Genomic DNA, 14,359 nt, shown 5'->3' with positions numbered 1-14,359 from the left:
GCCTGCACAGGCGGTTTTTTTATGAAAGAGCAATTGAGCACCACTTTGACATGGCGGGAGCCAACATCCGGACTCCAAATTCCAGAAACAAAAAACCCCGGTCTTTCGACCAGGGTTTTTGCTATCGATTCGAAGTAGCCAGTGGCTCTCTTCGTGCTTCAAGGCGTTCAGCGGGCCTTGAGGCAGATATGGCGCAGCGGACGGGACTCGAACCCGCGACCCCCGGCGTGACAGGCCGGTATTCTAACCGACTGAACTACCGCTGCGTATCGCTCAGACTTGCGTCTGTGTGAACCTTTGTCGGATTGAAGAGCTTGCAGGCTTTTCAATCTCAAACCGGGAAAACCCGATCTGGAAAATATGGCGCAGCGGACGGGACTCGAACCCGCGACCCCCGGCGTGACAGGCCGGTATTCTAACCGACTGAACTACCGCTGCGCGTCGGTGGAGGCTTTTTACAGCTTCCTTCCTGCTTTCGCAAGACTCAAGAAGTGGTGGGTGATGACGGGATCGAACCGCCGACATTCTGCTTGTAAGGCAGACGCTCTCCCAGCTGAGCTAATCACCCTTTGCTTCTCTGAGGCCGCGAAATTTACGCAGATACCGAAGCTAAGTCAATAGCCTGCTTGAAGTTTTTCTGAAAAAGACAAAATCATGTCATCTCCCCGGGCGCCAATCGGTGACACCCCCAACCTCAAGCCGTCTCCAGCCCTGCCCCGGCACTCCGATTAATCGCTATAAATCATTTTCTTGGTCATGCCACCGTCGACCACAAACTCCTGGCCCGTGACAAACCCGGCATTCTTCGACAGCAGCCAGGCCACCATCGCCGCCACATCCTCGACCGTCCCTACCCTGCCCGCCGGATGCTGAGCATGATCTGCATCGCTCAGCGGTTCGGCACGTCGCGCCGCCGGATCACGCGTATCGATCCAGCCGGGACTGACCGCATTGACCCGAATCTCCGGCCCCAGGCTGATGGCCAAGGCGTGAGTCAATGCCAGCAAACCACCCTTGCTCGCCGCGTAAGCCTCGGTATCCGGCTCCGACTGCGCCGCTCGGGTCGAGGCCAGATTGACGATGGCGCCGCTGTGAGCACGCAGATAAGGCGCACAGTGCTTGGCCAGCAACATGGGCCCGCCGAGGTTCACCGCCAGCACACGATTCCAGTACGCCAGATCGAGGCTTTCCAGCGTGATGTTGTGCGGATCGGCGACGGCCGCATTGCACACCAGCGCATCGATGCGACCGAACTGCCCAAGCACCTCGGCGACGCCCTGAGCCACCTGCTGTTCATCGGCCACGTCCATGCCGATAAAGCAGGCGTTGTCACCCAGCACCCTGGCAACCTTTGAGCCACGCACCCGGTCCAGATCGGTCAGCACCACCTGCCAGCCTTCGCTGACCAGCCAGGCGGAAATCCCCAGACCGATGCCGCGCGCAGCACCGGTGACCAGTGCAACCCGGCCATTAGTGCCACTTGCAGGCGTGGACAACTCGATCACAAGGCAGCCAGCCCGCGCGCCAGATCCGCTTGCAGGTCAGCTACGTCTTCGAGGCCGACCGCAATGCGGATCAAGCTGTCGCGAATCCCCGCCGCCTCACGCTCTTGCGGCGCCAGGCGACCGTGAGAGGTGGTGCTCGGATGGGTAATGGTGGTCTTGCTGTCACCGAGGTTGGCAGTGATCGAAATCAAACGCGTGGCATCGATAAAGCGCCAGGCGCCGTCTTTGCCACCCTTGACCTCGAAACTCACCACGGCGCCAAAACCCTTCTGCTGGCGCTGAGCCAACTCATGCTGCGGGTGGCTCTTGAGGCCGGCGTAATGGACTTTCTCAATGCCGTCCTGCTGCTCCAGCCACTCGGCCAGTTGCTGGGCATTGGCGCAGTGCGCCTTCATGCGCAGGCTCAACGTTTCCAGCCCCTTGAGGAAGATCCAGGCGTTGAACGGGCTCAAGGTCGGCCCGGCGGTACGCAGGAAGCCGACGACTTCTTTCATCTGCTCACTGCGACCAGCCACTACGCCGCCCATGCAACGGCCCTGGCCGTCGATGAACTTGGTAGCCGAATGCACGACCACGTCCGCGCCGAGCTTCAGCGGTTGCTGCAAGGCTGGCGTGCAGAAGCAGTTGTCGACCACCAGCATCGCGCCCTTGGCGTGAGCGATTTTCGACAACGCAGCAATATCCACCAGCTCAGCCAGCGGATTGGACGGTGATTCGACGAACAGCAATTTGGTGTTGGCCTTGATCGCCGCATCCCAGCCGGAAAGCTCCGCCAGGGGTACGTAATCGACTTCGATGCCAAAACGCTTGAAGTACTTTTCGAACAGGCTGATGGTCGAGCCGAACACGCTGCGCGAGACCAGCACATGATCGCCAGCACTGCACAGGCTCATCACCACCGCAAGGATCGCGGCCATGCCGGTGGCCGTTGCCACGGCCTGCTCGGCACCCTCGAGAGCGGCAATCCGCTCTTCGAACGAGCGAACGGTCGGGTTGGTGTAGCGCGAGTAAACGTTGCCCGGTACTTCGCCAGCGAAGCGTGCCGCCGCATCGGCAGCGGTACGGAACACGTAGCTTGAAGTGAAGAACATCGGATCACCGTGTTCGCCTTCCGGCGTACGGTGCTGACCGGCGCGTACGGCCAGGGTATCGAACGCTACGCCATCGAGGTCGCTGTCCAGCCGACCGGCATCCCACTCCTGACTCATGCTGTCACTCCTTGCCTTGTTCTTTATGGGTAGATACAAAACCGGCCCCTCAGGGCCGGTAGAAACTCAGTTGTTGTACAGATCGATGATCGCACTGACTGCCTGCGTCTTGACCTTGGAGGCATCGTTACGTGCCTGCTCGATCTTGTTCAGGTAAGCCTCGTCGACGTCGCCGGTGACGTACTTGCCGTCGAACACCGCACAATCGAAATTCTCGATCTTGATCTTGCCGCCACCGACTGCTTCGATCAAGTCCGGCAGGTCCTGATAGATGAGCCAGTCAGCGCCGATCAGATCAGCCACGTCCTGAGTCGTACGATTGTGGGCGATCAGCTCGTGGGCGCTTGGCATGTCGATGCCGTATACGTTCGGGTAACGCACAGCCGGCGCAGCCGAGCAGAAGTAGACGTTTTTGGCGCCGGCTTCGCGAGCCATCTGGATGATCTGCTTGCAGGTGGTGCCGCGAACGATCGAGTCGTCCACCAGCATCACATTCTTGCCGCGGAATTCCAGCTCGATGGCGTTGAGCTTCTGGCGTACGGATTTTTTCCGTGCAGCCTGGCCCGGCATGATGAAGGTCCGGCCGATGTAGCGGTTCTTCACGAAGCCTTCGCGGAACTTCACGCCCAGATGGTTCGCCAGCTCCAGCGCTGCAGTGCGGCTGGTATCCGGAATCGGGATGACCACGTCGATGTCGTGTTCCGGACGCTCGCGCAGGATCTTCTCGGCCAGCTTTTCACCCATGCGCAGGCGAGCCTTGTAAACCGAAACGCCGTCGATGATCGAATCCGGACGCGCCAGGTAGACGTGCTCGAAGATGCATGGAGTCAGCGATGGGTTGGTCGCGCACTGACGGGTGTGCAGCTTGCCGTCTTCAGTGATGTAGACCGCTTCGCCCGGCGCGAGGTCGCGAATCAGGGTGAAACCGAGCACGTCCAGGGAAACGCTTTCGGAGGCGATCATGTATTCGACGCCTTCGTCGGTATGACGCTGGCCGAAAACGATCGGGCGGATGCCGTGCGGGTCACGGAAACCGACGATGCCGTAACCGGTCACCATGGCCACGACCGCGTAACCACCCACGCAACGGTTGTGCACGTCAGTGACGGCCGCGAACACGTCTTCTTCGGTTGGCTGCAACTTGCCGCGCTGGGCCAGTTCGTGAGCGAACACGTTGAGCAGCACTTCCGAATCGGAGTTGGTGTTGACGTGGCGCAGGTCAGATTCGTAAATCTCCTTGGCCAGCTGTTCAACGTTGGTCAGGTTACCGTTGTGCGCCAGGGTGATGCCATACGGCGAGTTGACGTAAAACGGCTGAGCTTCGGCCGAAGTCGAGCTGCCTGCAGTCGGATAACGCACATGGCCAATGCCCATGTGACCGACCAGGCGCTGCATGTGACGCTGATGAAACACGTCACGAACCAGACCGTTGTCCTTGCGCAGGAATAACCGGCCATCATGGCTGGTCACGATACCGGCAGCGTCCTGGCCGCGGTGCTGGAGGACGGTTAGCGCGTCATACAGCGCCTGATTGACGTTCGACTTACCGACGATACCGACGATGCCACACATGCGACGCAACCCCTACTTAATGAAACTGAACTGAACACATCTCACTGCGGCGTTTTGGCCGTCGGCAAGAGGTGCTCCTTGAACGGTATGTCAGCGGGTACGCTGATACCGCTGGCCAGCCACTGACTGCTCCACCCTAATATGAGGTTTTTGGACCAGTCTGCAACCAATAGAAATTGTGGCACGAGCCTTGACTCCTGCCACCACTTATCCTGCTGTACCGGGCCCAGACTCAAGAGCCCGACGGCGGTGACCACCAGCAGCGCGCCACGCGCCGCACCGAAGGCCATGCCAAGAAAACGGTCGGTCCCGGACAGGCCGGTGACGCGAACCAGTTCGCTGATAAGGTAATTGATCATTGCGCCCACTATTAAGGTGGCGACAAAAATGATGGCACAGCCCGCGATCACGCGAGCCGACGGTGTTTCGATGTATCCGGTGAGGTACTCGGACAGTGAGCCACCGAACATCCAGGCAACAGCTCCTGCGATGATCCAGGTCAGCAGCGATAAGGCTTCCTTGACGAAGCCGCGGCTCAAACTGATCAAAGCGGAGATGGCGACGATCGCGACGATCGCCCAGTCAACCCAGGTAAATGGCACAGTGCAGCCTACAGACGGATAAGGCGGCGCATTTTAGCAGAGCCTATGGCTGTCGGTAAGCTGCGATTGCAAGTGCATTTGAAATCAGTCAGTTAGCGTTAGCCGCGTTCAGGCTGGAAGCGAACGACAAAACCCTTGAGGTTCTGCTGCCGCCCCAGCAGGTCACGCAGGCGATCAGCCTCTGCACGCTCGATCAACGGCCCGACAAACACCCGATTCTTGCCATCGGCGGTACGGATGTAGGCGTTGTAACCCTGGCTGCGCAGGGTTTTCTGCAAGCTTTCGGCGCTTTCACGACTCGACAGGCTGGCCAACTGCACCGACCAACTGACCGACAGGCCATTGGCATCGACGCGACTCTGACTGGTATCAGGCTTGCTCGGCGCCGCAGCGATCGGTTGCGCCGGCGCTGGAGTCGGTGCCGGTGCTGGCTTGGCGGCAGGAGCCGGCGCTACCGGTTTGGCGGCAACCGGGGCTGGTGCGACAGGAGCACTGGGGGCAACCGGCCTGGAAGGGGCTTTCTCGGCAGCAATCTCGTCATCACCTGGAACCGGCTCCTGCGGCAACGCTTGCGGCTCCGGCACCACCACGGGCTCGATCTGTACCTGCGGCATTGCCGGGGCTTGAGGTGCAGCCGGGGCATGAACCACCACCTGACGCTGCTCATCTTCCCGGGAAAACAGCATTGGCAAGAAAATCACCGCCAATGCCACCAGAACCAGGGCCCCAACCATTCGCTGCTTGTACGCGTTATCCAGCAAAGCCATGTGCAGCTTCCTCCGTGGAGCGCCGAGCCAACCATTCGAGGGCTTCGGCAACACAATAAAATGATCCGAACAGCAGAATTTCATCTTCCGCCGTTGCCAGTTCGCACTGCCCTTCCAGGGCATCCGCGACACTTGCATAGGATGCTACCGACGCCCCAAGGTTCTGCAACGCAGCCTGCAAATCCGCAACCGGACGCGCGCGTGCAGAATCGAGCGGGGCGACAGCCCAATGCTGGACACTACCACTCAATTCGCCGACAACTCCATCGAGATCCTTGTCAGCCAACAAGCCAAATACCGCCAACCGTCGACCGGCTATTGGCCGGCGAGCCAAACGCTGAGCCAGATACTCGGCCGCATGCGGGTTATGCCCCACATCCAGCATCAGGCTCAGGCGCTTGCCGTGCCAGTTGAACTGGCGGCGATCCAGACGCCCGACCACTGTCGTCGCCTTCAATGCAGCGACAATTTGCTCGGCCTGCCATGGCAAACCCAGCAGCGCATAAGCCTGCAACGCCAGCGCGGCGTTTTCCATCGGCAGATCAAGCAGCGGCAAGTCATGCAGCTCTATCGCACGCCCTTGCGGATCGACACCCCGCCACTGCCAGTTCTGCTCGGTAATGCCCAAATCAAAATCACGACCCCGCAGGAAGAACGGGCAATCGAGCTCGCGCACTTTATCCAGCAGGGGTTGAGGCGGATTGAGGTCACCACAGAACGCAGGTGCGCCCTGACGGAAAATGCCAGCCTTTTCGAAGGCAACGGATTCACGGGTATTGCCGAGATAATCGGCGTGATCAACACCAATGCTGGTGACCAGCGCGACGTCGGCATCCACCAGATTGACGGTATCCAGGCGTCCGCCGAGGCCGACTTCCAGCACCACCGCATCCAGATCAGCACGCTGAAACAGCCAGAACGCCGCCAGAGTACCCACCTCGAAGTACGTCAGGGAAATTTCACCGCGCCCTGCGTCGATTGCCGCAAAGGCTTCGCACAACTGCGCATCAGTGGCTTCGACGCCATTGATCTGCACCCGCTCGTTGTAACGCAGCAGGTGCGGAGAATTGTAGACACCGACGTTGAGCCCTTGCGCCCGCAGCAATGACGCCACGAACGCACAGGTAGATCCCTTGCCGTTGGTGCCGGTGACCGTGATCACCCGAGGCGCCGGCTTGCCCAATCCCATCCGGGAGGCTACCTCTTGCGAACGCGCAAGCCCCATGTCGATGGCTGACGGATGCAACTGCTCAAGGTAGGCGAGCCAGTCGCCAAGGGTACGTTCGGTCATAGGTTTGCAGGCACCGGCGGAACCACGATCGGCTCGACGGGCGCAGCCACGAACTCAGGCGTCGGCAGGCCCATCAGTTGTGCCAGCAGGTTACCCAGGCGCGGACGCAGCTCCTGACGCGCAATGATCATGTCGATTGCGCCGTGCTCCAGCAGGAATTCGCTGCGCTGGAAGCCTTCCGGCAGTTTTTCACGCACGGTCTGCTCGATAACGCGCGGACCGGCGAAGCCGATCAGGGCTTTTGGCTCGCCGACAATCACGTCGCCGAGCATCGCCAGGCTGGCGGAAACACCGCCGTAGACCGGGTCGGTCAGCACGGAGATGAACGGAATGCCTTCTTCGCGCAGACGCGCCAGTACCGCGGAGGTCTTGGCCATTTGCATCAGCGAGATCAGCGCTTCCTGCATCCGCGCACCACCGGAAGCGGCGAAGCAGATCATCGGGCAACGGTTTTCCAGCGCGTAGTTGGCCGCACGCACGAAGCGCTCGCCGACGATCGCGCCCATCGAACCGCCCATGAAGGAGAATTCGAACGCCGACACCACAACCGGCATGCCCAGCAGGGTACCGCTCATGGAGATCAGTGCGTCTTTTTCGCCGGTCTGCTTCTGCGCAGCAGTCAGGCGATCCTTGTACTTCTTGCCGTCGCGGAATTTCAGACGGTCAACCGGCTCCAGGTCAGCGCCCAGTTCGGCACGGCCTTCGGCGTCCAGGAAGATGTCGATCCGCGCACGTGCGCCGATGCGCATGTGGTGGTTGCACTTGGGGCAAACATCCAGGGTCTTTTCCAGCTCTGGACGATACAACACCGCCTCGCAGGACGGGCACTTGTGCCACAGGCCTTCAGGCACCGAGCTTTTCTTCACCTCGGAACGCATGATCGAAGGGATCAGTTTGTCTACTAACCAGTTGCTCATGCTTTCTTTCTCCAGTACCGGCGGCTCGAACGCTCTGGTTCGCAGCCCCGCGTATGCCCTTGAGCTAAATTCATGTGTGCGGCGATGATCGGTGGATAGCCGGGTCAGCAAGACTGACCTTCGTACAACCCAACAACCCTCAGCCATGCCTGCCTTATGCAGTACACCTGTTTCGTAACAGTGCAATGGACGGCGGCAGACTGCCAGCCGTCACATCGACTACACGCTAGTGCGTACTGCCTGTATAAACGCGCGAATCTTCGCGTGATCCTTGATGCCCTTGCTCTGCTCCACCCCACCGCTGACGTCCACCGCGTACGGGTGAACCCGGGCAATGGCCTCGACCACATTGGCCGCCGACAGCCCGCCTGCAAGGATGATCGGCTTGCTCAAACCTTGCGGTATCAATGACCAGTCAAAGGCCTCGCCGGTTCCACCGGGAACACCTTCGACATAGGTATCGAGCAGAATGCCGCTGGCTTTAGCGTAAAGATTGCAACTGGCAGCGATGTCGTCGCCCGCCTTGACCCGCAATGCCTTGATGTACGGCCGATGGTAACCCTCGCAATCGGCCGGGGTTTCGTCGCCGTGGAACTGCAACAGGTCCAGCGGCACCGCGTCGAGAATCTCACCGAGTTCGCAGCGGCTGGCGTTGACGAACAAGCCCACCGTGGTCACGAATGGTGGCAACGCGGCGATGATCGACCGAGCCTGTTGCACCGTCACTGCTCGCGGGCTTTTGGCATAGAACACAAAACCAATTGCGTCCGCCCCGGCTTCAACCGCTGCCAACGCATCTTCAATGCGGGTAATCCCACAAATTTTGCTGCGAACGGCTGACATGTCGTTTGAACCTCAGGGCAAATCCGGGAAAGTCCCGGATGGTAGCAAATGCATTCGAGGGCGTCAGCCGTCAAGTTCCGAGAAGCCGGTCAGGAAGTGCGGACCGATGTAACGCTCGGGCAACTCGAACTCGTCACGGTATTCGACCTGCACCAGGTACAGCCCGAATGGATGGGCCGTGACGCCACCGGTACGACGGACCCGGCTTTCCAGCACTTCCTTGGCCCATTCCACCGGACGCTCACCGGCACCGATGGTCATCAGCACACCGGCGATATTGCGCACCATGTGATGCAGGAACGCACTGGCGCGGATATCCAGCACGATCATCTTGCCGTGCCGGGTGACACGCAGGTGATGGATTTCCTTGATCGGCGACTTGGCCTGGCACTGTCCGGCGCGAAAAGCGCTGAAGTCGTGGGTACCGATCAGATGCTGCGCCGCGTCGGCCATGCGCTGGACATCCAGCGGCCGGTGATTCCAGGTGACCTCTTCGTTGAGGTGCGCCGGGCGGATCTGATCGTTGTAGATAACATACCGATAACGCCGGGCAATCGCCTTGAAACGCGCATGAAAATGCGCCGGCATGACCTTGGCCCAACTGACGCTGATGTCGTGCGGCAAGTTGATGTTGGCGCCCATGACCCAGGCCTTCAACGAGCGGTCGACTTGCGTATCGAAATGCACCACCTGGCCACAGGCATGCACGCCGGCGTCGGTGCGACCCGCGCAGTGCAAGGACACCGGCGAGTCCGCGACCTTCGACAGCGCCGTTTCGAGGATTTCCTGCACGGTGGCCACACCGGACGCCTGACGCTGCCAGCCGCGATAGCGCGAGCCTTTGTATTCAACGCCCAACGCGATCCGGAAAAAGCCGTCGGCCGCCATTTCGGCGGCCGGGTTATCTATATTTGCCAAGGAATGACAGCCTGCTGATCTACGCAAAGGCGTGCATTATAAGGCCGCAGGGCCGGGACGCCATGTTCATGGTGTTTTTTGTTCGCCCCCCCCCGATAAGCGATTTGACATTTGCATGCGCCGTCGCAGTTTCGCTATATAGACAAACATATAACGAAAACCAAAAGCCTGACGAGACCTGACACATGAGCGCCATACAAAAGGAAGCCGTTGGATTGGCCTACAGCCTGGAGGGAATGCTCCACGCCAAACGCAAGACCTGGGAGGCCATCGAAGAAATGGCTCGCCGGATAAAGCCCGGCATGCTGGAGTCCGAAGCCCTGCAGATGGGGCTTGAAGTACTGACCGAACTGGGCATGGACCGCATCTGGCACCCGACCAAGATCCGCTTCGGCGAGAACACCCTGAAAACCTTCAAGCAGCCTTCGAGCGGCGATCCGGTGCTGGGTGAAAACGATATTTTCTTCATCGACCTCGGTGTTGTATGGGATCGCCACGAAGGCGACTGTGGCGCCACGTTCACCACCGGCAACGACCCTGAAATGCAGGCCTGCGCAGCAGCCGCCAAAAGCCTGTTCGATCAGGTCCACGATTATTGGCGAACCCACCAGGTTGCCGGCCCCGAGCTGTATCGCTACGCAGAAGAACAGGCATCCGCGATGGGCTGGGTATTGAACCTGGACATCAAGGGTCACAGGGTCAGCGACTTCCCCCACGCAATCTATCGCGCAGGGGATCTGGGCAATTTTGACGCCTGCCCGAATGTGGGACTGTGGATTCTCGAAATCCAGCTGGCCCACCCTACCCGACCGTTCGGTGCGTTTTACGAAGATTTGCTGGCCTGAAACAAAAACGGCAGCCTTGATGGGCTGCCGTTTTTGTTATGCGCTATCGGTCAATCAGGCCATACGCGCGAGCATTTCCTTGGCTTCGCTCTTCTGGCCGTCATTACCCTCGCTGAGGACCTCACCGAGGATGTCCCGCGCGCCATCGTTGTCACCCATGTCAATGTAAGCCTGCGCCAGGTCCAGCTTGGTCGCGACTTCGTCAGTGCCCGAGAGGAAATCGAAATCGGGCTCACCCATATCCATCCCCGCCGCCGCGTCTTCAGCGGTGAAGCTTGGTTCGGCGATAGGCGGATGCTCCAGGCTACCGGACAAACGATCCAGCTCGGCATTGACGTCGTCCAGCTCGGACATGAAGTCGTCCGGCTCAGGCTTGGCGTGAGCGTCGGCTTCCTCTGCCAGCGACAAATCGAAATCGGCCGGCAACTCCAGATCGTCAAGCGCCGCTTCAGTGACTGCCGGCGATTCGACCGCTGGCAGGTCTTTCAGATCGTCGTCGAGGTTGAGCAGGAACTCGTCGTCGGACAGGGTCGATCCCGGTACGTCGCCGCCCAGGTCAAGGTCGAAATCCGACAGATCGTCCAGGCTGTCCTTGGCTTCGGTCTGCTGTTGCAGAACAGATTCGAAGCTCAGTTCGTCATCGAGCGGAAAAGCGTCCAGATCCAACGCCGGCTCTGGTGTAACAACTGCTGGCGACGCTGCTTCCAGATCATCCAGGCTCAGGTCGAAGGCGCTGTCGAAGTCATCATCGGCCGGTGCAACTTCAGGTTCCGGCGCCTTGGGCTCCTCGTGCAGCAGGTCCTTGACGTACTGCGCATCCAGTTCGGCAGCCACCGCTGCGGCAGCGATGCCGCCAACAGCTGCCACGGCAACCATCGCCGGAAAGCGGCTTTTCAATTGTTCAACGTCAGCATGATTTTTGCCATTGGCCACCAGCTGACGCTCTTGCGCCACGAACGCACTGCGATCGCCCTGCTGGCCGTAGACTTCCATCAGCTTCAAGCGCAGGTCGCTGCGTTGCGGCTCTTGCTTGATGCCGTCTTCAAGCAGGCTGGCGGCCTGGTTCAAACGCCCGGCATTGATGTGCGACTGGGCTTGCGCCAGTACATCGTCCGAACGCTCGGCCGCCGGCGCGACCAACGGCGCAGCAATCGGCGGTGTCACTACCACCGGCGCCACGGCTGGAGCTGGAGCTGGAGCTGGAGCCGTTGCAAGCTTGACGGCTGGCGGCGGCACCTCAAGGCCTTCGAAGCTGCTTTCCGGCAGATCGAGGTCTTGCGTCAAGTCCGACTCTTCAGCCAGCGCCTTCGCCATGCGCTTGTGCTTCTCGGCTTCCTGCTGAGCCTTGCGCCGACGCGCCAGCAACAACAGCAGCAACAGCACCACCACGGCACCGCCACCCACCAGACCCAGGAGTATCGGATTGGTCAGCAGTTCGTTGTACTTTTGCTCGTCACTCGCTGCCGGGGCTGCCTGAATCGGCGTCTCGGCAGGCACTGCGGCCGGCGTTGCCTCTGGCGCTGCCGCGGGTGCAGGCACCGCCGGCTGGGCAACCAGATCAGCCGACATCGGCGCCGAAGGTTTAGCAGCACCAGCACCTGCACCCGAGCCTTCTGCCTCCAGCTTGGCCAATTGATTATTCTTCAGCTCGATCAAGCGCTGGAGTTTGTCCATCTGACTCTGCAAGTCAGTTATGCGGCTTTTCAGCTCGGCATTGTCACGACGAGTCGTATCGAGGCCTTCCTGGGCTACCGCCAGCTTGTTGCCGATGGCCTTGCTATCGCCCGCTGCACCTTTGCCGCCTTTCTTGCCGGATTCGGCCGAGACCAGACTCAAGCGGTCCTTGGCAGTCCCCTGCGGCGCGACCACATCATGCCCGCGCTTGGTTGCATCAAGCTGTTGCGCCTGCACCCGGTGAACCGAGCGACGCCCCTGACGCCAGGCCGTGTTCTGCGCAGCGACTTCGGCAATGGCTTTAGGCTGCGGCAGGCTGGTGCTTTGCGTGGCGTCCGGCAGGCGCAAGACCTGACCGGTCTTCAGCCGGTTGATGTTGCCATCGATGAAGGCGTCCGGGTTCAGGGCCTGAATCGCCAGCATGGTTTGCTGGATCGAGCCGCCATTGCGCGCCTTCGCGGCGATTTCCCACAAGGTGTCGCGCGGCGTCGTGACGTGCTGCTTAGGCTTGCTCGCGCCAGTCACCGGTGCATTGATCGCCGGCGCTTGAGCCGGTGCGGATTGCGCAGCAGCGTCAGCCGTCTGCGGCGAGAATTTGGACGGATCGAGCAGTACGCTGTAGTCGCGCAGCAGTCGGCCGCTTGGCCACATCACCTGAACCAGGAATTTCACCATCGGCTCGGAGAGTGGCTGACTTGAAGTCACCCGCAGGATGCTTTTACCGCTGGCATTGAGCACTGGCGTGAATGTCAGGTCGTTGAGGAACGCCTGGCGATCAACCCCGGCCTTGGCGAAATCGTCGGGCGATGCCAGGCTCGGCACCACTTCGGCAGCGGTGAGATCCTTGACGTCGAGCAACTCGATTTCTGCTACCAGGGGCTGGTTCAGGGTCGACTTCAGGGTCAATTCCCCAAGCCCGAGTGCATGCGCCATACCGGAGGACAGCGCCGAGGCGGCCGCTATTGCTAACACCAGTTTGCGAACTTGAACCATAGCCTCATCCTTTGTTGAACTTTCCTCGGCAAGCGAGAAGGTGTTGATACCGCTGCCGTAAGGCATTGCGCGCAGCCTCGAAGAGTCTCTGCGCGCGCTTATTTCACTGATGCCCTTGGAAGCCCCTGATGGCGGCTCGCCTCCAGCATTCAGGCCTTGCGGCCTGTACGACTAGAATCAATTTGCAAATTGTTGCCAAGTATCTTTTACACAAGGTCTTTTATCAACAACTCAGCCACCTGCACGGCGTTGAGTGCAGCGCCTTTGCGTACGTTATCTGACGTCAGCCACACGTTAAGTTCCGCCGGATCGTCGATACCACTGCGAACCCGACCAACGTAGACCACATCCTGCCCTACCGCATCGCCGACCGGTGTCGGGTAATCGCCCGCCTCGACCAGCTCGACACCCGGCGCCGCCTCGAGCGCAGCATTCACCGCCGCCAGGTCGACAGCCTTGGCTGACTGCAAGGTCACGCTAAAGCTATCGCCGAAAAACACCGGGGCTTGAATGCAAGTGACAGAAATCTTTAATAAAGGCTGCGCCATGACCTCGCGCAGCTCTCGAACCAGGCGCTTTTCCAGCAGCGTATGGCCCTGAGCATCCGGCGTGCCGACTTGCGCCAGCAAGTTGAAGGCCATTTGCCGATCAAAGAATCGCGGCTCCAGCGGGCGAACATTCAGCAGCTCTGCCGTCTGCCGGGCCAGCTCGCTGACTGCTTCGCGGCCTTGGGCGGAAACGGCCAGGCTGGCAGTGACGGTCACTCGCTGCAGGTCGAGCAATTCGCGCAATGGCGCCAGCACCACGGCCAGGGTGGTCGCCGATGCACTTGGGCTGCTCACCTGAAACGGCTTTTTCAAGCCGGCCAACACTTGGCTGTTGGCTTCCGGCACCACCTGCGGTGCTTGCTCCGCTGGCAAGGCGCCAGACAAATCGATCAACGCGCAACCGGCGGCCGTGGCACGCGGCGCAAAACTCAGGGTGACTGCTGGGCCGGCGGCGAAGAACACCAGCTGGACCTTGCTGAAATCAAACTCGTCGACTTCCCGCACCCGTACATTCTTGCCGCGAAACGGCACCGAATGCCCTGCCGATTCACTGCTGGCCAGCAGGTGCAGGTTGGCAACCGGGAAGTCGCGCTCTTCAAGAATCTGGACGAGTGTTTCGCCGACAGTACCGGTGGCGCCGACGACGGCGATATCAAAGGACTGGTTCATGGTTCTA

12 protein-coding genes and 3 tRNA genes are annotated in these 14,359 nt (G+C 60.3%); 1 reads left to right on the top strand and 14 read right to left on the bottom strand.

What is annotated here, in order from left to right; genetic code table 11:
- Positions 1-189: 189 nt before the first annotated feature.
- The 12 genes from AC1DIH_RS18650 to truA all read right to left on the bottom strand — a co-directional run bounded on the left by AC1DIH_RS18650 (position 190) and on the right by truA (position 9,593).
- Positions 190-266 (bottom strand) — tRNA-Asp (locus tag AC1DIH_RS18650).
- A 95-nt stretch (positions 267-361) separates the two neighbouring features.
- Positions 362-438 (bottom strand) — tRNA-Asp (locus AC1DIH_RS18645).
- A gap of 54 nt (positions 439-492) precedes the next feature.
- Positions 493-568: transfer RNA gene (locus AC1DIH_RS18640), tRNA-Val, on the bottom strand.
- A 160-nt stretch (positions 569-728) separates the two neighbouring features.
- Positions 729-1,505: an SDR family oxidoreductase gene (locus AC1DIH_RS18635; RefSeq protein ID WP_477772808.1), complete on the bottom strand. Its 777-nt coding sequence runs from the start codon at positions 1,503-1,505 to the stop codon at positions 729-731.
- Positions 1,502-2,713 (bottom strand): O-succinylhomoserine sulfhydrylase, encoded by a 1,212-nt coding sequence (locus AC1DIH_RS18630; protein ID WP_477772807.1) that lies wholly within the window; start codon positions 2,711-2,713, stop codon positions 1,502-1,504. The genes AC1DIH_RS18635 and AC1DIH_RS18630 overlap by 4 nt, the downstream gene beginning before the upstream one ends.
- 66 nt (positions 2,714-2,779) lie before the next feature.
- Complete coding sequence (gene purF, locus AC1DIH_RS18625; protein WP_054596632.1) at positions 2,780-4,285, bottom strand: amidophosphoribosyltransferase; 1,506 nt, start codon at positions 4,283-4,285, stop codon at positions 2,780-2,782.
- Positions 4,286-4,326: 41 nt separating this feature from the next.
- On the bottom strand, positions 4,327-4,887 hold the full coding sequence (locus AC1DIH_RS18620; protein ID WP_054596631.1) for a CvpA family protein: 561 nt from the start codon (positions 4,885-4,887) through the stop codon (positions 4,327-4,329).
- A gap of 98 nt (positions 4,888-4,985) precedes the next feature.
- Positions 4,986-5,654 carry an SPOR domain-containing protein gene (locus AC1DIH_RS18615; RefSeq protein ID WP_477772806.1) on the bottom strand — a complete coding sequence of 223 codons (669 nt, stop codon included), beginning with the start codon at positions 5,652-5,654 and terminating at the stop codon, positions 4,986-4,988.
- Positions 5,638-6,945 (bottom strand): bifunctional tetrahydrofolate synthase/dihydrofolate synthase, encoded by a 1,308-nt coding sequence (folC, locus tag AC1DIH_RS18610; protein WP_477772805.1) that lies wholly within the window; start codon positions 6,943-6,945, stop codon positions 5,638-5,640. The genes AC1DIH_RS18615 and folC overlap by 17 nt, the downstream gene beginning before the upstream one ends.
- Positions 6,942-7,862: an acetyl-CoA carboxylase, carboxyltransferase subunit beta gene (gene accD / locus AC1DIH_RS18605; RefSeq protein WP_054596628.1), complete on the bottom strand. Its 921-nt coding sequence runs from the start codon at positions 7,860-7,862 to the stop codon at positions 6,942-6,944. The genes folC and accD overlap by 4 nt, the downstream gene beginning before the upstream one ends.
- A gap of 219 nt (positions 7,863-8,081) precedes the next feature.
- Positions 8,082-8,705 carry a phosphoribosylanthranilate isomerase gene (locus tag AC1DIH_RS18600; protein WP_477772804.1) on the bottom strand — a complete coding sequence of 208 codons (624 nt, stop codon included), beginning with the start codon at positions 8,703-8,705 and terminating at the stop codon, positions 8,082-8,084.
- Between the two features lie 63 nt (positions 8,706-8,768).
- Positions 8,769-9,593, bottom strand: coding sequence for a tRNA pseudouridine(38-40) synthase TruA (gene truA, locus AC1DIH_RS18595; protein WP_103319176.1), 825 nt, complete (start codon positions 9,591-9,593; stop codon positions 8,769-8,771).
- 215 nt (positions 9,594-9,808) lie between these two features.
- Here truA and AC1DIH_RS18590 point away from each other — a divergent pair, with 215 nt between their 5' ends.
- Complete coding sequence (locus AC1DIH_RS18590) at positions 9,809-10,468, top strand: M24 family metallopeptidase (protein WP_477772803.1); 660 nt, start codon at positions 9,809-9,811, stop codon at positions 10,466-10,468.
- A gap of 54 nt (positions 10,469-10,522) precedes the next feature.
- Here the strand turns inward: AC1DIH_RS18590 and AC1DIH_RS18585 are convergent, their stop codons facing one another.
- Both AC1DIH_RS18585 and AC1DIH_RS18580 read right to left on the bottom strand, forming a co-directional pair.
- Entirely contained in the window at positions 10,523-13,135 is a 2,613-nt protein-coding gene (locus AC1DIH_RS18585) for a motility hub landmark protein FimV (protein WP_477772802.1), read from the bottom strand.
- A 206-nt stretch (positions 13,136-13,341) separates the two neighbouring features.
- Positions 13,342-14,352: an aspartate-semialdehyde dehydrogenase gene (locus AC1DIH_RS18580; protein WP_477772801.1), complete on the bottom strand. Its 1,011-nt coding sequence runs from the start codon at positions 14,350-14,352 to the stop codon at positions 13,342-13,344.
- Positions 14,353-14,359 lie beyond the last annotated feature (7 nt).

Source organism: Pseudomonas sp. 05N36 (genome assembly GCF_056397385.1).
This window is presented reverse-complemented; position numbering and strand designations above follow the sequence as displayed.

Bases quoted from the DNA above. Each gene is read 5' to 3' on its own strand.
- accD (WP_054596628.1), bottom strand. From the start codon at position 7,862: ATGAGCAACTGGTTAGTAGACAAACTGATCCCTTCGATCATGCGTTCC.
- AC1DIH_RS18600 (WP_477772804.1), bottom strand. From the start codon at position 8,705: ATGTCAGCCGTTCGCAGCAAAATTTGTGGGATTACCCGCATTGAAGAT.
- AC1DIH_RS18590 (WP_477772803.1), top strand. From the start codon at position 9,809: ATGAGCGCCATACAAAAGGAAGCCGTTGGATTGGCCTACAGCCTGGAG.
- AC1DIH_RS18585 (WP_477772802.1), bottom strand. From the start codon at position 13,135: ATGGTTCAAGTTCGCAAACTGGTGTTAGCAATAGCGGCCGCCTCGGCG.
- AC1DIH_RS18630 (WP_477772807.1), bottom strand. From the start codon at position 2,713: ATGAGTCAGGAGTGGGATGCCGGTCGGCTGGACAGCGACCTCGATGGC.
- purF (WP_054596632.1), bottom strand. From the start codon at position 4,285: ATGTGTGGCATCGTCGGTATCGTCGGTAAGTCGAACGTCAATCAGGCG.
- AC1DIH_RS18615 (WP_477772806.1), bottom strand. From the start codon at position 5,654: ATGGCTTTGCTGGATAACGCGTACAAGCAGCGAATGGTTGGGGCCCTG.
- truA (WP_103319176.1), bottom strand. From the start codon at position 9,593: ATGGCGGCCGACGGCTTTTTCCGGATCGCGTTGGGCGTTGAATACAAA.
- folC (WP_477772805.1), bottom strand. From the start codon at position 6,945: ATGACCGAACGTACCCTTGGCGACTGGCTCGCCTACCTTGAGCAGTTG.
- AC1DIH_RS18580 (WP_477772801.1), bottom strand. From the start codon at position 14,352: ATGAACCAGTCCTTTGATATCGCCGTCGTCGGCGCCACCGGTACTGTC.